The organism is Polaromonas sp., from assembly GCF_043778355.1.
Lineage (GTDB): Bacteria > Pseudomonadota > Gammaproteobacteria > Burkholderiales > Burkholderiaceae_C > Polaromonas.
Window position 1 is genome coordinate 1 of record NZ_JAYWHI010000008.1, and the last position, 16,619, is coordinate 16,619.

At 62.4% G+C, this 16,619-nt stretch carries 11 protein-coding genes and 1 pseudogene; 6 read left to right on the plus strand and 6 right to left on the minus strand.

Annotated elements, in window-relative coordinates:
• Window positions 1-44: 44 nt before the first annotated feature.
• Window positions 45-485 (minus strand): annotated as a pseudogene (locus tag ACH2CW_RS01070) (TetR family transcriptional regulator); the annotation flags it as partial.
• Window positions 486-651: 166 nt separating this feature from the next.
• Between ACH2CW_RS01070 and ACH2CW_RS01075 the strand changes: the two are divergent.
• Genes ACH2CW_RS01075 through ACH2CW_RS01085 form a run of 3 tightly spaced genes read left to right on the plus strand, consistent with a single transcriptional unit; the run spans window position 652 to window position 6,571 of the window.
• Window positions 652-1,935, plus strand: a complete 1,284-nt coding sequence (locus ACH2CW_RS01075; protein WP_395054960.1) for an efflux RND transporter periplasmic adaptor subunit — start codon at window positions 652-654, stop codon at window positions 1,933-1,935.
• A gap of 12 nt (window positions 1,936-1,947) precedes the next feature.
• Entirely contained in the window at window positions 1,948-5,127 is a 3,180-nt protein-coding gene (locus ACH2CW_RS01080) for an efflux RND transporter permease subunit (protein WP_395054962.1), read from the plus strand.
• On the plus strand, window positions 5,120-6,571 hold the full coding sequence (locus ACH2CW_RS01085; protein ID WP_395054964.1) for an efflux transporter outer membrane subunit: 1,452 nt from the start codon (window positions 5,120-5,122) through the stop codon (window positions 6,569-6,571). The genes ACH2CW_RS01080 and ACH2CW_RS01085 overlap by 8 nt, the downstream gene beginning before the upstream one ends.
• On the opposite strand, the gene ACH2CW_RS01090 is transcribed toward ACH2CW_RS01085, so the two are convergent.
• Window positions 6,568-7,194, minus strand: a complete 627-nt coding sequence (locus tag ACH2CW_RS01090; protein WP_395054966.1) for an alternative oxidase — start codon at window positions 7,192-7,194, stop codon at window positions 6,568-6,570. The genes ACH2CW_RS01085 and ACH2CW_RS01090 overlap by 4 nt on opposite strands.
• A gap of 132 nt (window positions 7,195-7,326) precedes the next feature.
• On the opposite strand from ACH2CW_RS01090, the gene ACH2CW_RS01095 reads away from it, so the two are divergent.
• On the plus strand, window positions 7,327-8,637 hold the full coding sequence (locus ACH2CW_RS01095) for an MFS transporter (protein ID WP_395054968.1): 1,311 nt from the start codon (window positions 7,327-7,329) through the stop codon (window positions 8,635-8,637).
• Window positions 8,638-8,653: 16 nt separating this feature from the next.
• Here the strand turns inward: ACH2CW_RS01095 and murI are convergent, their stop codons facing one another.
• Complete coding sequence (gene murI, locus ACH2CW_RS01100; protein WP_395054970.1) at window positions 8,654-9,466, minus strand: glutamate racemase; 813 nt, start codon at window positions 9,464-9,466, stop codon at window positions 8,654-8,656.
• A gap of 37 nt (window positions 9,467-9,503) precedes the next feature.
• Entirely contained in the window at window positions 9,504-11,057 is a 1,554-nt protein-coding gene (locus ACH2CW_RS01105; protein WP_395054972.1) for a fumarate hydratase, read from the minus strand.
• A gap of 90 nt (window positions 11,058-11,147) precedes the next feature.
• On the opposite strand from ACH2CW_RS01105, the gene fumC reads away from it, so the two are divergent.
• Window positions 11,148-12,533, plus strand: a complete 1,386-nt coding sequence (gene fumC, locus ACH2CW_RS01110; RefSeq protein WP_395054974.1) for a class II fumarate hydratase — start codon at window positions 11,148-11,150, stop codon at window positions 12,531-12,533.
• A 112-nt stretch (window positions 12,534-12,645) separates the two neighbouring features.
• On the opposite strand, the gene ACH2CW_RS01115 is transcribed toward fumC, so the two are convergent.
• Window positions 12,646-13,254 carry a YqhA family protein gene (locus tag ACH2CW_RS01115; protein ID WP_395054976.1) on the minus strand — a complete coding sequence of 203 codons (609 nt, stop codon included), beginning with the start codon at window positions 13,252-13,254 and terminating at the stop codon, window positions 12,646-12,648.
• 178 nt (window positions 13,255-13,432) lie between these two features.
• Here ACH2CW_RS01115 and acs point away from each other — a divergent pair, with 178 nt between their 5' ends.
• The gene (gene acs / locus ACH2CW_RS01120) at window positions 13,433-15,430 is read left to right on the plus strand and encodes an acetate--CoA ligase (RefSeq protein WP_395054978.1); all 1,998 of its coding nucleotides are present in this window, start codon (window positions 13,433-13,435) and stop codon (window positions 15,428-15,430) included.
• A gap of 353 nt (window positions 15,431-15,783) precedes the next feature.
• On the opposite strand, the gene ACH2CW_RS01125 is transcribed toward acs, so the two are convergent.
• Window positions 15,784-16,608 carry a CmcJ/NvfI family oxidoreductase gene (locus ACH2CW_RS01125; protein ID WP_395054980.1) on the minus strand — a complete coding sequence of 275 codons (825 nt, stop codon included), beginning with the start codon at window positions 16,606-16,608 and terminating at the stop codon, window positions 15,784-15,786.
• Window positions 16,609-16,619: the final 11 nt, after the last annotated feature.

The window sequence follows — 16,619 nt, forward strand, 5'->3', positions numbered from 1 at the left end:
GGCTTGGGCGGGCCGCAGGGCGGGTCTGGTCACGGGGGTGGTGGGCGCAAGCCGCGCTGGACCTGCCCTAGAAACTCATGGCGTGCCTTCAGGTGACGAAGCCGCACGGCCTGCAGCTCATCGACATATTCCACCTTCTGGGTAGCCACTTCAAAGACCCGACGGGTCTGAGGATCGGTTGCGATACGGGTCAGCGCCTCCCGCACGCCAGTGCATATGCGCGCGAGCGAGTCGATGTGCACATTTTCCCGCACCAAGTCCTGAAACGGCTGCTCCAGAGGCAGGGTGACCCGTTCCATCATCGCGTTGAAGAGGTCGGCCTTGTCCTTGAAGTGCCAGTAAATCGCACCGCGGCTGGTGCCGGCCTGCCGGGCGATATCGTTCAGCGAGGTCCGCGATACGCCTTGGGCCTGAAACAACACTTCCGCTGCATCGAGCAGGTTGTGGCGGGTGATCAGCGCGTCTTCTTTGGTGCGGCGTGCCAAGATTTTGTCCTGCGATGTGGTTTTGAGAGAGCTTCGAATATACATTCATAAATGTATGTAAAATCCGACACTCGCGAAAACCCTTGGTTTTAGGCAAATCCTTCGTGCTGAACAGCTTTGCCTTCTTTTCCTCATTCCTGCACCCGCCATTCTTCAAGGAAGCAGCATGCCTACGTTGAGCTTGATCAAGCCTCTTTCATTCCTTCAACAAGCGCCTGAACGCACACGCAGCCAGAAGATGGTGTTGGCTGCCGTGCTGGGCCTGATGATGGCGGCGTGTGGCAAGGGCGGCAACGGTGCGGGACCCGGTGCGGGCGCAGCGCCACCGCCCGCCGAGGTCGGCGTGGTGACGGTCAGCCAGGGTGATGTGGGGCTGGTGACCGAGCTGCCGGGCAGACTCGAAGCCTCACGCGTCGCGCAGGTGCGCGCACGGGCTGCCGGTATCTTGCAAAAGCGGCTGTTCCGCGAAGGCAGTGACGTCAAGGCCGGTCAGCCCTTGTTCACGATTGACTCCGCGCCCTACGCGGCCCAGGTGGCGAGTGCGAAGGCTGGCCAGGCGCGCGCCGAAGCCAACTTGGCACAGGCGACGGCGCTGGCCGAGCGCTACAAGACGCTGGTGGCGGCCAACGCGGTGAGCAAGCAGGAATTCGCCAACGCCGTGGCGGCGCAGAAACAGGCCGAGGCCGATGTGGCCATTGGCCGAGCGAATGTGCAAACCGCCAGCATCAATCTCGGTTATGCGGCTGTCACCGCGCCAATCTCGGGCCGCATCGGCCGTGCGCTGGTGACCGAAGGCGCCTTGGTGGGGCAGGGCGACGCCACCCAACTGGCGGTGATCCAGCAGATTAATCCCATGTATATCAATTTCACGCAGTCGGCATCGGAAGTGATGAAGCTGCGCAATGGCCTGGAAAGTGGTCAGTTCAAGCGTGCGGGTAGCGGTCAAGCCGCCAGCGTTCGCATCGTGCTGGAAGACGGCAGCGAATATGCCAAACCCGGCCGTTTGCTGTTTTCCGACCTGACGGTTGATGCGACCACCGGCCAGATCACGCTGCGAGCCGAGGTACCCAACCCTGGCGGCGACCTGCTGCCGGGCCTGTTTGTGCGGGTGCGGCTGGAGCAGGCCCAAGCCACCAATGCGATCACCTTGCCGCAGCAGGCGGTCACGCGCAGCGCGCAAGGTGACACCGTGATGGTGGTCGGCGATGACAACAAGGTCAGCCCGCGAACCATCAAGATAGGCTCAGCCAAAGGCAATCAGTGGGTGGTGCTCGAAGGCCTGAAGACCGGCGAAAAAGTCGTGGTGGATGGCTTCCAGAAACTGCGGCCCGGCGCGACGGTCAAGCCCGTGCCCTGGCAGCCAGCGGCTGCAGCACCGGCCGGCGCGGCTTCCGCCCCTGCAGCTTCCGCGTCCGCGCCAGCCGCTGCTGCGTCGGCAGCCGCAAAATAAGGAGCCCGTCGCATGGCCAAGTTTTTTATTGATCGGCCGATCTTTGCCTGGGTGATCGCGCTGTTCATCATCGTGATGGGCGGCGTGGCCATCACGCAACTGCCAATTTCGCAGTACCCGCCGGTGGCGCCGCCAGCCATCGTGGTCAGTGCCGCGTACCCGGGCGCTTCAGCCCAGACACTGGAGGACAGCGTGTTGTCCGTCATCGAGCGCGAGATGAACGGCTCGCCCGGACTGATCTACATGGAGTCGGTGGCGCAGGCCAACGGCACCGGCACCATCACCATCAGCTTCCAGCCCGGCACCAATGCCGATCTGGCCCAGGTCGATGTGCAGAACCGCCTGTCGCGCGCCACCCCACGCCTGCCGCAGGCCGTGACACAGCAGGGCGTGCGCGTCGACAAGTCGCGCTCCAACTTCCTGCTGTTCACCATGCTGTCGTCAACCAATCCGGCGTTTGACCCGATTGCGCTGGGTGACTACGCGTCGCGCAACGTCGTGCCGGAACTGCAGCGCCTGCCCGGCATCGGTCAGGCCCAGTTGTTTGGTTCCGAGCGCGCCATGCGCATCTGGGTGGATCCGGCAAAAATGGCTGGCTTCAACCTGTCGTCGGCCGAGGTCAATGCCGCGATCCGCGCACAGAACGCGCAGGTGTCCTCAGGCTCGATCGGCGACCTGCCCAATGTAGGCGGTCAGGGCATCGCGGCCACTGTGGTGGTCAACGGCCAGTTGGCTGGTGTGGCGCAATTCGGCGACATCATCCTGCGGGCCAACACCGACGGCTCTGCGGTGCGGCTCAAGGACGTCGCACGTATCGAGCTGGGCGGCCAGACCTATGCCACATCCGCGCGGCTCAATGGCAAACCGGCGGTGGGTATTGGCCTGCAACTGGCGCCCAGCGGCAATGCGCTGGCGTCGGCCAAGGCGGTACGCCAGAAGATGGCCGAGCTGGAGCGCTTCTTCCCGCCCGGCATGAGCTGGGCCATTCCGTATGACAGCTCGCGCTTTGTGCAGATATCGATCACCCAGGTGGCCGTGACCTTGTTCGAAGCGGTCGCCCTGGTGTTTCTGGTGATGTTCCTGTTTTTGCAAAACTGGCGTTACACGGTGATCCCCACCATTGTGGTGCCGATTGCGCTGCTGGGTACCTTTGCCACTCTGCTGGCGCTGGGGTTTTCAATCAATGTGTTGACCATGTTCGGCATGGTGCTGGTGATCGGCATTGTGGTGGACGACGCGATTGTGGTCGTGGAAAACGTCGAGCGCATCATGAGCGAAGAAGGCCTGAGTCCGCTTGACGCCACACGCAAGGCGATGAAGCAGATCTCGGGCGCCATCATCGGCGTGACCGTGGTACTCATTTCGGTGTTTGTGCCGCTCGCTTTTTTTGCCGGTTCCACCGGCAACATCTACCGCCAGTTTGCGGCTGTGATGGTGGCGTCCATCGGTTTTTCGGCCTTCATGGCGCTGTCGCTGACGCCGGCGCTGTGCGCCACCCTGCTCAAGCCGGTGGAGGCTGGCCACCACCTTGAAAAACGTGGTTTTTTCGGCTGGTTCAACCGGGTGTTTTCGCGTACCGCCAAAGGGTATGAAAGCGTGGTCGCCAGGATGCTCAAACGTGCGGCGCGTTACCTCATCATTTACGTGGCGATCATTGCCGCCGTGGCGGTGGTTTACATGCGCCTGCCGACATCCTTCCTGCCCGGCGAAGACCAGGGCACCATGCTGGTCAATGTCCAGCTGCCGCCTGGCGCGACGCAAGAGCGCACGCGTGCCGTGATGGAGCAGGTCGAGGGCTACATCCTCAAGCAGCCTGAAGTGCAGAGCATGGTCGGCGTCCTTGGGTTCAGCTTTGCAGGTCAGGGGCAGAATGCCGCGCTGGCTTTTGTCACGCTCAAGGACTGGTCCGAGCGCGAAGGCAAGGGGCAGTCGGCCGAGGCGTTGGCGGGCCGGGCTTTTGGCGCGTTGTCTGGCATTCGTGACGCCTTTATCTTTCCGCTCAGCCCGCCGCCGATTCCTGAACTGGGTTCTGCCAGCGGCTTTACTTTTCGCTTGCAGGACCGTGGCGGCGCCGGCCGCGACGCGCTGGTCGGTGCCCGCAACCAGATGCTGGGCATGGCGGGCAAAAGCCCGGTGCTGTCACAGGTGCGGCCCGATGGTCTGGAGGACGGGCCTCAGCTGCTCATCGACATTGACCGCGACAAGGCCAATGCGCTGGGTGTGTCTTTTGACGCGATCAACAGCACCCTGTCCACCGCGCTTGGCTCCAGCTACGTCAATGATTTTCCCAACCAGGGACGGCTGCAGCGTGTGGTGGTGCAGGCCGATGCGCCGTCGCGCATGCAGCCGGACGATCTTCTGCGGCTCAACGCCAGCAATGCCCAGGGGCGGCCGGTGCCGCTGTCGGCTTTTGCCAGCACACGCTGGGTGACCGGGGCGCAGCAGACCATTCGCTACAACGGTTATCCGGCCATGCGTATCTCGGGCGCGGCAGCGCCGGGCTACAGCTCAGGTGCGGCCATGGCCGAAATGGAAAAGTTTGCGGCGCAGCTGCCACCGGGTTTTGGCTTTGAGTGGACAGGCCAGTCGCGGGAAGAAAAGCTGGCTGGCTCGCAGGCGCTGATTCTTTATGGCTTTGCGATTCTGGCGGTGTTTCTGTGTCTGGCGGCCCTGTACGAAAGCTGGACCATTCCCCTGGCGGTCATCATGGTGGTTCCGCTGGGGGTGCTGGGGGTGTTGCTGGCAACGCTGTTGCGCGCCTATTCCAACGATGTGTACTTTCAGGTCGGGTTGATCACCATCATTGGCCTGTCGGCGAAAAACGCGATCCTGATCATTGAATTTGCCAAAGACCTGGAGGCGCAGGGAAAAAGTGCCATTGAGTCGGCGCTGGCCGCGGCCCATCTCCGCTTCCGGCCCATCGTGATGACCTCGCTAGCCTTCATGATGGGCGTGCTGCCACTGGCGATAGCCACGGGCGCCGGCTCGGCCAGCCAGCGCGCCATTGGCACGGGTGTGATTGGCGGCATGATCACCGGCACTGCGCTGGCGGTGGTGTTTGTGCCGGTGTTTTTTGTGGTCGTGCGCAGCCTGTTCAAAACCAGTGAACGGCAAAAGAAAATGTATGCCGAACATGCCCGGGCGGCCGGTATTGAGGGAGACGAAAGCCATGAAATCAAACCCCATGCGTAAGACACCCCTGGCCCGCCTGCTGTCGCTGGGTGCAGCCGCCGTGCTGGCCGGCTGTTCGATGGCGCCCACTTATGAACGGCCGGCCGCGCCGATAGCCACCGACTGGCCCGGCCTGCGGCTGTCCAAGTCGCTCGGGTCCGCGCCACCGGCTGCCTCGGCATCGGTGCGGACTGTTGCCGCCGCCGACATCGAATGGCAGAGTTTTTTCAGCGACCCGAAGCTGCGCCTGCTGATCGATGCGGCGCTGCGCAACAACCGTGACCTGCGCATTGCCGTGCTCAACATCGAGCAGGCGCGGGCCCAGTTCCAGATCCGGCGCGCCGACCAGTTTCCGACGGTGGGCGCGGCGGCGACCGGCTCCCGCCAGCCCGCCGCCGGGGGAAATATCTCCAGCGTCTATACCGCCGGCCTGGCCATGACCTCGTACGAGATTGATTTCTTCGGCCGTGTCGCCAGTCTCAAGGACGCCGCGCTGGCGCAGTACCTGGCCACCGATGAAGGCCGCAAGACCACCCAGATCAGCCTGATTGCGTCGGTCGCCAACACCTGGCTGAGCCTGCTGGCCGACGAAGAGTTGCTGGCCATTACCGAGCAGACGCTGGCCACGCGCGAGGAGTCCTTCAAGCTGAGCCAACTGCGATTTGACAACGGCATCACGTCCGAACTCGACCTGCGCCAGGCCGAGTCGCTGGCAGAGGCCGCCCGCATCAGCCGGGCGCAACTGCAGCGCCAGCGCGCACAGGGCGAGAACCTGCTGACCTTGCTGGTGGGCCAGCCCCTGAGTGGCGAACTGGCAGCGGCCTTGCCACGCGGCCAGGCCCTGGCCGATGCGCCCCTGATGGTGGACGTGCCTGCCGGCCTGCCGTCGGACCTGCTGACCAAACGCCCCGACATCCGCCAGGCGGAGCAGCAACTGCTCTCGGCCAACGCCAACATTGGCGCCGCGCGGGCTGCATTTTTTCCGCGCATTTCACTGACGGCGTCGGCCGGCAGTGTCAGCACCAGCCTGTCGGGCCTGTTTGAAAGCGGCAGCTACGGCTGGACGCTGGCGCCGCAGCTTTTTTTGCCACTGTTCGACGCCGGCCGCAACCGCGCCGGTCTGGACACGGCCAATGTGAACCGCGATATCGCGGTGGCGCAGTACGAAAAAACCATCCAGACCGCGTTCCGCGAAGTGGCCGACGCACTGGCTGGCCGCGCCACACTGGGAGAGCAGTTGCGGGCGCAACAGGCGCAGGCCGATGCCGAAGGCGTGCGCTTCAAGCTGTCAGACCTGCGTTACCAGAACGGTATCGCCAACCAGCTTGATTTGCTGGACGCGCAACGCTCGGTGTTTGCGGCGCGCCAAGCGGTGGTGCAGACCCGGCTGCTGCAATTGCAGAACCAGGTCACGCTGTACAAGACGCTGGGCGGCGGCTGGAAAGAGCCTGCAGCAACGCCCTAGGCTGTAGCGGTGAGCTGGTCTGCAAACGCGTGGTTGAGGTCGCGGTGGCCAGCTTCGTCGTCTCGCACCACAACGATCACGTCACGCAGACGCGCATCGGGCGCCAACTTCCAGTAGTCAATGGCAATTTGCGGCGCCGGCACGTTTTCGTAGACCCCGCTGTCGATCCCCGCCAGGTACTCGGTGTAGCTGTAAACCGCTTCTTCCTCGAAGTAACCGACCAGCCGGTGCGCGGTACGGGATGACACCAGATACAGCAGGAAAAACAGGTTGTAGAAAATGCCCTGCGCCAGCATGATCATCCAGCGCTCCAGCCGGCTTGGTTGGGCGATCTGCACAAAGGTCATCAGGTGCATGCGCTCGTTTTCGGCCTCGTCGAGCAACTGGCGTATCCAGCCTTCGTCGTTTTTCATGCTGCGCAGCGACTTCAGATGGATCAGCGCCCCCCCGACCATGCCAGGGACGGCGGCCACGGTCTCCAGTACCACGGCGCGGTTGCCGTAACGTCCGGCAAAAAAGGTGTCGGCCAGAAAACGCAGCACGCGGGTGGTGCGCCAGGCGAAACGATCCGAGAGATCTGTCTGCGCATGATGCGGTGCTTGTGATGGCGTGGCGTCTGACATGAGAAATTCTCCTGTGGTGCAAATCATTGGAACACGTCCCGGGACCACCAGCCTTTTTGGACTTTCTGGCCCTTGCGCCATCGCGTCGACATTTTGGTGGTTTATGCTGGGCTCCTTTTCAGGAGCTGAACCATGGCCCTCTTTTCCCAGGACGCCCTCAACCCCGGCGTACGCAAGCGCGAAGTGTTCGGCTGGGCCATGTACGACTTTGCGAACTCCGGCTACACCACGGTTGTGATCACGGCGGTGTTCGCCGCCTATTTTGTGGGCGGCATTGCGCAGAAGGCCGAGTGGGCCACTTTTGCCTGGACGGCGGCGCTCAGTGTGTCCTACGCGATTGTCATGCTCACCATGCCGAGCCTGGGCGCTTACGCCGACCTGCGCGCGGCCAAGAAACGGCTGCTGATGATCACCACCGCCGGCTGTGTGCTCAGTACTGCTGCGCTGGCGCTGGCGGGGCCCAGCAGCGTGGCTTTCGCGGTATTGCTGATCATTGTGTCGAACACCTTTTTTGCCTATGGCGAGTCGCTGACCGCCGCCTTTCTGCCGGAGCTGGCCCGCACCGAAGCCCTGGGCAAGGTCAGTGGCTGGGGCTGGGCTTTCGGTTATTTCGGCGGCATGTTGGCGCTTGGCATTTGCCTGGGTTATGTGATCTGGGCCCAGGGGCGCGGTATTCCTGCGGATCAATTTGTGCCCGTCACCATGCTGATCACAGCCGTGATTTACGGCCTGGCTTCACTGGTGACTTTCCGCCTGCTCAAGGAAAGGGCGCAGCCCAACCCGGCGGCCTTGCGCGAGGGCGGCATGAAGGCGTCGCTGGCGCAACTGCGTCAGACCTTTCGCCAGGCCAGACGTTACAAGGACTTCATGTGGCTGCTGGCCAGCGCCGTTTTTTACCAGGGTGGGGTTGCCGTGGCCATTGCGCTGGCGGCGATTTACGCCGAACAGGTGATTGGTTTTCAGCCCCAGGAAACCATGGTGCTGATATTCGTGCTCAATTTTGCCGCCGCTGGCGGTGCGTTTGCCTTCGGTTATTTCCAGGACCGCATCGGCCACAAGCTGGCGCTGGGCATCACGCTGGTGGGCTGGATCGCCACCTGTGTGATTGCTGCCGTCACCACCACCAAGGGCGGCTTCTGGTACGCCGCAGCGATCGCCGGGGTGTGCATGGGCTCCAGCCAGTCGGCCGGCCGCGCCATGGCCGGCATGTTCGCTCCGAAAAAGCAGCTGGCCGAGTTCTACGGGCTGTGGACCTTCGCGATCCGGCTGGCCAGCATCATCGGGCCGTTGAGCTACGGCGCCATCACCTGGATGACGGGGGGCGACCAGCGCACCGCGATTTTGTCGACAGCCGTGTTATTTGCTGCAGGCCTGGTGCTGCTGCTACCGGTCAACATGCAGCGTGGACGGCAGGCTGCGCAAACCGCGGACGCCGAGGGCTGAGTGCCCGTTCCCGGCGTCACAGATCCAGCCGGGTTGCCGGGATATCAAGCGCCAGCCAGCGCCGCACTGCGGTTTGCAGGGCCAGCGGCTGTCCAGTGGAAAAGAGCTTGAGATGCCCTGTTCCTGCGGGCACATCGGCCGACGGCAGGGCAGCCAAGCGCAGGCGGGTCTGGCGTGCGACCGGCACGCCGGTGTCCACGAGATGCACGTCCGGTCCGATCAGCGCGCGCAGGGATGAACTGACAAACGGGTAGTGGGTGCAGCCCAGCACCAGCGTGTCGATTTCGCCGTTTTTCAAGCCAAATCGGCCCATAGCCCCTATATGGTGGGCGCAGCTAGCTATGATTTCGGTAGCATCTTCAGTGCCAGCGCTGCGTTCAATCACCTCGGCCAGGCCGTCGCAAGGCTGCAGCACAAAGTCGGCCCGCGTCGCGAGGGTGCCCAGCAACTGCTTGAACCGGGGGCTCGCCAGCGTGCCGCGTGTCGCCATGACACCAATGCGTTGGGTCTGGCTGAGCGCCGCGGCCGGTTTGAGGGCCGGCTCCACCCCGATGATGGGCAATTGCGGATGCTCCGCACGGAGCAGGTCGATCGCCGCCGCCGTGGCGGTGTTGCAGGCGATCACCATGGCCTGAATGTCGTGACCCAGCAGCCAGGTGGTGAGGGCGCGCGAGCGCATGGCCACAAATACATCGTCCCGTTCGCCGTAGGGCGCGTGGCCGCTGTCGGCGATGTAGATGACGTCTTGCTGCGGCATCTCGGTACGCAGCGCCTGCAGGACACTCAGACCGCCGATGCCGCTGTCGAAAACGCCGATGGGTGCGTTCATGGCGCGGGGAAAACTTGACAATTCCTTTGAGGCGCCATCAAGCGGCAGCGACTGCAATCCCCTTGAACTCGCCAGTGGCGATCCGCTTCTGCCATTCGGCCGGGCCGGTGATGTGCGCACTGGTGCCGCCCGAGTCCACCGCCACGGTCACCGGCATGTCCACCACGTCGAACTCGTAGATGGCTTCCATGCCCATGTCGGCAAACCCGACGACCTCGGCGTGTTTGATGGCCTTGGAGACCAGGTAAGCGGCGCCGCCCACGGCCATCAGGTAGGCGCTTTTGTGTTTCTTGATGGCCTCGATGGCGACCGGGCCGCGCTCGGCCTTGCCAATCATCGCGATCAGGCCGGTTTCGGCCAGCATCATCTCGGTGAAACCGTCCATGCGGGTGGCGGTGGTCGGGCCGGCCGGGCCGACGGCTTCGCCGGCCACCGGGTCCACCGGGCCCACGTAATAAATCACGCGGTTGGCAAAGTCCACCGGCAGCTTTTCGCCCTTGGCCAGCATGCCCTGGATACGTTTGTGCGCGGCGTCGCGGCCGGTCAGCATCTTGCCGCTGAGCAGCAGCGTGTCGCCCGGCTTCCAGCTTGCAACCTCGGCCTTGCTCAAGGTATTGAGGTCGACCTTCTTGCTCTTTTGGTAGTCGGGCGCCCACTCCACATTGGGCCAGAGGTCCAGCGAGGGCGGGTCCAGGTAGACCGGGCCGCTGCCGTCCATCACGAAGTGGGCGTGGCGCGTGGCGGCGCAGTTCGGGATCATCGCCACCGGCTTGCTGGCCGCATGGGTCGGGTACATCTGGATTTTCACGTCCAGCACCGTGGTCAGGCCACCCAGGCCCTGCGCGCCTATGCCCAGCGCGTTGACTTTGTCGAACAGCTCCAGCCGCAGCGCCTCGACCTTGCTGAGTTCAGCGCCCGAAGCTGCCTTGGCCTGCAGTTCGTACATGTCGAGGTCGTCCATCAGCGATTCCTTGGCCATCAGCACAGCTTTTTCGGCGGTGCCGCCTATGCCTATGCCCAGCATGCCGGGCGGGCACCAGCCGGCGCCCATGGTCGGTACGGTTTTGAGCACCCAGTCGACGATGGAGTCGCCCGGGTTCAGCATGGCCATCTTGCTTTTGTTCTCGCTGCCGCCGCCCTTGGCCGCCACCGTGATGTCGAGTGTGTTGCCCGGAACAATCTCGGTGAAGATCACCGCCGGCGTGTTGTCTTTGGTGTTCTTGCGGTCGAAATGCGGGTCCGCCACCACCGAGGCGCGCAAGGTGTTGTCAGGGTGGTTGTAGCCGCGCCGAACACCTTCGTTGATGGCGTCGTCAATGCTGCCGGTGAAGCTTTCCCAGCGCACGTCCATGCCAACCTTGAGGAACACGTTGACGATGCCGGTGTCCTGGCAGATCGGCCGGTGGCCAGTTGCGCTCATCTTGCTGTTGGTCAGGATCTGCGCGATCGCATCCTTGGCGGCCGGGCTCTGCTCGCGTTCGTAGGCGCGCGCCAGATGGGCGATGTAGTCGGCCGGATGGTAATAACTGATGAACTGCAGGGCGGCGGCGACGGATTCAATGAGGTCGGCTTGTTTGATCGTGGTGGTCATGGTCGAGTGATGGTGGGGTGGCTGTTCAGGAGCGGGGCCATGTGCTACGGTGGGCGCCCAGCCCCGTATTTTGACAGGTAAGCCCACCCCATGACGACACGCACCGAACGCGATACTTTTGGCCCCATCGAGGTCCCGGCGAACAAACTGTGGGGCGCGCAGACGCAGCGCTCGCTGCAGAATTTCGACATCTCCGGCGAGTTGCAGCCGCGCGAGATCATCCGCGCGCTGGCGCAGGTCAAGCGCTCCTCGGCCACAGTGAACCATGCGCTCGGGCTGCAGGATGAGAAGAAAACTAAGGCCATCATCGCCGCCGCTGACGAGGTGATCGCCGGGAACCATGCGGACGAGTTCCCGCTGGTGGTCTGGCAGACCGGCTCTGGCACCCAGACCAACATGAATATCAACGAGGTGCTGGCGAACCGCGCCAGCGAGTTGTTGGGCGGCCAGCGCGGCGAAGGCCGGCTGGTGCACCCCAACGACGATGTGAACCGCAGCCAGTCGTCCAACGACGTGTTTCCGACGGCCATGCATGTGGCGGCGGTCGACGCGATCACCCACAAGCTGCTGCCGGCGATTGCAAAACTGCATGGCACGCTGGCGAAAAAAGCGCAGGACTTTGACAGCATCGTCAAGATTGGCCGCACCCATTTGCAGGACGCCACACCGCTGACGCTGGGGCAGGAGTTTTCCGGCTACGTGGCGCAACTGGCCCACGCCGAAAAACATGTACGCGCCGCCTTGCCGCATTTGTGCGAACTGGCACTTGGCGGCACGGCGGTCGGCACCGGCCTGAATGCGCCCAAAGGATATGCCGAACAGGTGGCGGCCGAACTGGCCCGCCTGACCGGCCTGCCTTTTGTCACCGCGCCGAACAAGTTCGAGGCCATGGCTGCCTGCGACGCGCTGGTGCATGCCCACGGCGCGCTCAAGACTCTGGCTGCCAGCACGATGAAAATCGCCAACGATGTGCGCTGGCTGGCCAGCGGACCGCGCAGCGGCATCGGTGAGTTGTCGATTCCCGAGAATGAACCGGGATCGTCGATCATGCCGGGCAAGGTCAACCCCACGCAGAGCGAGGCGGTGACCATGCTCTGCTGCCAGGTCTTCGGCAACGACGTCGCCATCAACCTGGGCGGCGCTTCCGGCAACTTCGAGCTCAATGTGTTCCGGCCCATGATCGCCCACAACTTTTTGCAGAGTGTGCGCCTGCTGGCCGACGGCATGGTCAGCTTCAACGACCAGTGCGCCGTCGGCATCGAACCCAACCGGGACCGCATTGCCGAGCTGGTGGACCGCTCGCTGATGCTGGTGACCGCGCTCAACACACATATCGGTTACGACAAGGCGGCCTTCATCGCCAAAAAGGCGCACAAGGAAGGCAGCAGCCTGCGCGACGCAGCGCTGGCCTCAGGCCATGTGACGGCAGAGCAGTTCGACCAGTGGGTGGTGCCGAAGAAGATGACCGGTCGTTGAATGGATTTTGCTATTGAATCGATAGCTGCCTACGCCCAATGGACATGGGCTGGAAGGCAATTTGATCAATAAAAAAGGGCCGAGAGGCCCTTTTTCAGTGCTGGCGGCTCGCTCAGTGCTTTTGCGCGGCAATGCCCGACATGATCTTGTCGGTGTAGGCAATGGCCAGGGCAGAAAACAGGAAAGTGATGTGGATCACAGTCTGCGCGATCAGGACCTGTTCGCTGTAGTTCGCGGCATTGATAAAGGTTTTCAGCAGGTGGATGGAGCTGATGCCGATGATGGCGGTGGCCAGCTTGACCTTCAGTACCGAGGCATTGACATGGCTGAGCCACTCGGGCTGGTCGCGGTGGCCCTGCAAATTCATGCGGCTGACAAAGGTTTCGTAACCGCCGACGATCACCATGATCAGCAGGTTGGAGATCATGACCACGTCGATCAGTGCCAGCACCACCAGCATGATCACGGTCTCGTTGAGCGAGGTGATGGGCGCATCGGTCTTGTAGCCGATGCTTGTCACCAGTGCCTGCAGCGCGGTCTGGCTGCCGAAAACCGCCTCAATCAGGTGCAGCAGTTCAACCAGGAAGTGAAAAACGTACACGCCCTGGGCCGCGATCAGACCGATGTACAGCGGCAATTGCAGCCAGCGGCTGGCAAAAATAAAATTGGGAATCGGGCGCAGCGGAGAGGCTTTGGGGAGGTCGGGCTTGGGATCTGACATGGTGTTATGAGGGTTTGTACGGACTGTACGGTCAGTAGGGATTGTAGGCGTGCCGCCCGAGATCCTTCGGTATTTACCGACCAGTTCTATATCTGTAAGCTTTGAGCCAGTCAGTGGTCTGTAAGTGCCGAACAGGACATTAGCACGCATTAATGACAATCTGAGGAGACAAACCATCATGAACGCGCCAACATCTGCCATCGAGTCCACACTGGTTGAAAACCGGGTCTTCTTCCCCAACCCCGAGCTGGCCAAATCTGCCCGTATTTCGGGCATGCCCGCCTACAACGCGCTGTGCGCCGAAGCCGAAAAAGACTTTGAGGGATTCTGGGCGCGGCTGGCGCGCGAGAACCTGAGCTGGAAAAAACCTTTTACCCAAACGCTGGACGAGTCGAACGCGCCGTTCTACAAATGGTTTGCCGACGGCGAACTCAACGCCTCCTACAACTGCCTGGACCGGCACCTCGGTACTGCCACCGAAAACAAGAAGGCCATCATCTTCGAAAGCGACGATGGCAAGGTCACCAACGTCACCTACAAAGAGCTGCATGGCAAGGTCTGCCAGTTCGCGAATGCGCTCAAGGCCATGGGTGTCAAGAAGGGCGACCGCGTCGTCATCTACATGCCGATGACGGTTGAAGGTGTGGTGGCCATGCAGGCCTGCGCGCGGATTGGCGCCACCCATTCAGTCGTGTTCGGCGGCTTTTCGGCCAAGAGCCTGCAGGAGCGCATCCAGGACGCCGGGGCCGTCGCCGTCATCACCGCCAACTTCCAGTTGCGCGGCGGCAAGGAGTTGCCGCTCAAGGCCATCGTTGATGAAGGTATCGCCATGGGCGGCTGCGAGTCCATCAAAAACGTGATCGTCTACCAGCGCACACCAACAGCCTGCAACATGGTCGCCGGGCGTGACAGCCTGATGCACGAGGTGGCCGCGAAGCAACCGGCCACCTGCGAGCCCGAGTTTGTCGGCGCCGAACATCCGTTGTTCATCCTTTACACCTCCGGCTCCACCGGCAAACCCAAAGGGGTGCAGCACAGTACCGGGGGTTATTTACTGTGGGCCAAGCTGACCATGGACTGGACTTTTGATATCCAGCCCTCCGACGTGTTCTGGTGCACCGCCGACATCGGGTGGATTACCGGCCACACCTATGTGGCTTACGGCCCGCTGGCGGCGGGCGCGACCCAGGTCATCTTTGAAGGCATCCCGACCTTCCCGAATGCCGGCCGTTTCTGGCAGATGATCGAAAAACACAAGGTCACGATTTTCTACACTGCGCCGACCGCGATCCGCTCGCTGATCAAGGCCGCAGAGGGCGACGAAAAGGTGCATCCCGCGCGCTCTGATCTGAGCAGCCTGCGCATCCTCGGTTCGGTCGGTGAGCCGATCAATCCCGAAGCCTGGATGTGGTACTACAAAAACGTCGGCGGGGAGCGTTGCCCGGTGGTCGACACCTTCTGGCAGACCGAGACAGGCGGCCACATGATCACGCCGCTGCCCGGTGCCACGCCGCTGGTCCCCGGCAGCTGCACCTTGCCGCTGCCCGGCATCATGGCCGCCATCGTCGATGAAGTCGGCAAAGACGTGCCCAACGGCTCCGGCGGCATGCTGGTGGTCAAGCGGCCCTGGCCATCGATGATTCGCACCATCTGGAACGACCCAGAGCGTTTCAAGAAAAGTTATTTCCCCGAAGAGATGGGCGGCACCTACTACCTGGCCGGCGACGGCGCAGTGCGCAGCCTGGACCGTGGTTATTTCCGCATCACTGGCCGCATTGATGATGTGCTCAATGTGTCCGGCCACCGCATGGGCACCATGGAGATCGAGTCCGCGCTGGTCTCGCACTCGGCGCTGGTCGCCGAAGCGGCGGTGGTGGGGCGTCCCGATGATTTGACCGGCGAAGCGATTGTGGCTTTTGTGGTGCTCAAGCGTTCCCGGCCCACAGGCGACGAAGCCAAGGCGATTGCGAAAGAGCTGCGCGACTGGGTCGGCAAGGAAATCGGACCCATCGCCAAGCCGAAAGACATTCGTTTCGGCGACAACCTGCCCAAGACCCGCAGCGGAAAAATCATGCGCCGCCTGCTGCGCGGCATCGCCAAGGGCGAAGCCATCACCCAGGACACCTCGACATTGGAAAATCCCGCCATCCTCGATCAACTGTCTGAGAACCTGTGATCGAGGGCGGCCGAAGGCTGCATCGGCGAAGCTGTGGCGGGGTGCAGAGGACACTCATATCGCGAAGCGATGTGACGTGGCCACAAAATCCCGCCATCCTCGATCAACTGTCTGAAAAGCAGTGATCGAGGGCGGCCGAAAGGCCGCGACAGCGAAGCTGTGACGGGATGCGGAGGACACTCATGTCGCGAAGCGATGTGATGTGGCCACAAAATCCCGCCATCCTCGATCAACTGTCTGAGAACCTGTGATCGAGGGCGGCCGAAGGCCGCGACAGCGCAGTTGTGACGGGGCGCGGAGGACACGCATATCGCGAAGCGATTAGCGCAGGTGATCTGATCCAGTGGTTCGAATCAGAAAAAGGCCATCGTCCGCACTTCAATACTTTCACGTCGGGGTGCATCAGCGGGAGTGCTCGGATCCTCGAATGCGCTGTGCCCCATGAAGCGGCAGCGACCATCCACTTCGCTGTCGTAGGTTTTCAGCAGCAGCGCGTGGTGAGGTTCCATTGTCGGAAAATACATCCAGCGATGCTTCGGTGAATGCCTCATGACATAGATCTCACCGGTGCGCTCCTGGTACTTGAGATCCATCCGCAGCATGTCGTCTGGATGATGGCTTTGAGCGTCGCACATGGCCAGCGGAAGTTCTTCCACACGACGGTAAAGCGGTTTCCATACGTTGTAGAAGGCCACTCGGCGCTGGAGCAGCGCATCGGCCTGGTCGCCCATGACATCACGAACGCGTTGAGGACCGCTGTTGACGGTGTAGTCGCTGTGCACCAGCAGAACAGCGGGGCGTTGCACCTCGGTCTGCACCTTTAAATCGGCCGGCATGCGTTTGCGAATGGTGTGGTCAAACACCATCACCATTCGGGCGCCTGTATGGGCCTTCACGAAATCGACAACTTGCGCATAGAAAACAGTCTTGACCGCTGCGTCATCGTCGAAGTCCGAAAACGGTGCGGCAAAGTCCTGCAGTTCAAACCCTTCACGGTCCAGAGACAGCTGCTGGCGCAGCGGCCAGGCATCGTGGATGTCTACCGCCTGAAGGTCCGTTCCCGGCGGGTTCAAAATCACCCTCGGGTCGGGTTCGTAGAAGTAGTAGTCGGGAGGGCGACCGTTGTCGACGGTGTAATTCAGCGTGGCACGAACGGATGCGGAGGTTGATGCTGTCATGTTCAGGAAGC

What these genes read in the sequence shown, in the direction of transcription:
- murI (WP_395054970.1), bottom strand. Translation starts at nt 9,466, where the DNA reads ATGAACGCACCCATCGGCGTTTTCGACAGCGGCATCGGCGGTCTGAGT.
- ACH2CW_RS01125 (WP_395054980.1), bottom strand. Translation starts at nt 16,608, where the DNA reads ATGACAGCATCAACCTCCGCATCCGTTCGTGCCACGCTGAATTACACC.
- acs (WP_395054978.1), top strand. Translation starts at nt 13,433, where the DNA reads ATGAACGCGCCAACATCTGCCATCGAGTCCACACTGGTTGAAAACCGG.
- ACH2CW_RS01085 (WP_395054964.1), top strand. Translation starts at nt 5,120, where the DNA reads ATGCGTAAGACACCCCTGGCCCGCCTGCTGTCGCTGGGTGCAGCCGCC.
- ACH2CW_RS01080 (WP_395054962.1), top strand. Translation starts at nt 1,948, where the DNA reads ATGGCCAAGTTTTTTATTGATCGGCCGATCTTTGCCTGGGTGATCGCG.
- fumC (WP_395054974.1), top strand. Translation starts at nt 11,148, where the DNA reads ATGACGACACGCACCGAACGCGATACTTTTGGCCCCATCGAGGTCCCG.
- ACH2CW_RS01075 (WP_395054960.1), top strand. Translation starts at nt 652, where the DNA reads ATGCCTACGTTGAGCTTGATCAAGCCTCTTTCATTCCTTCAACAAGCG.
- ACH2CW_RS01115 (WP_395054976.1), bottom strand. Translation starts at nt 13,254, where the DNA reads ATGTCAGATCCCAAGCCCGACCTCCCCAAAGCCTCTCCGCTGCGCCCG.
- ACH2CW_RS01105 (WP_395054972.1), bottom strand. Translation starts at nt 11,057, where the DNA reads ATGACCACCACGATCAAACAAGCCGACCTCATTGAATCCGTCGCCGCC.
- ACH2CW_RS01090 (WP_395054966.1), bottom strand. Translation starts at nt 7,194, where the DNA reads ATGTCAGACGCCACGCCATCACAAGCACCGCATCATGCGCAGACAGAT.
- ACH2CW_RS01095 (WP_395054968.1), top strand. Translation starts at nt 7,327, where the DNA reads ATGGCCCTCTTTTCCCAGGACGCCCTCAACCCCGGCGTACGCAAGCGC.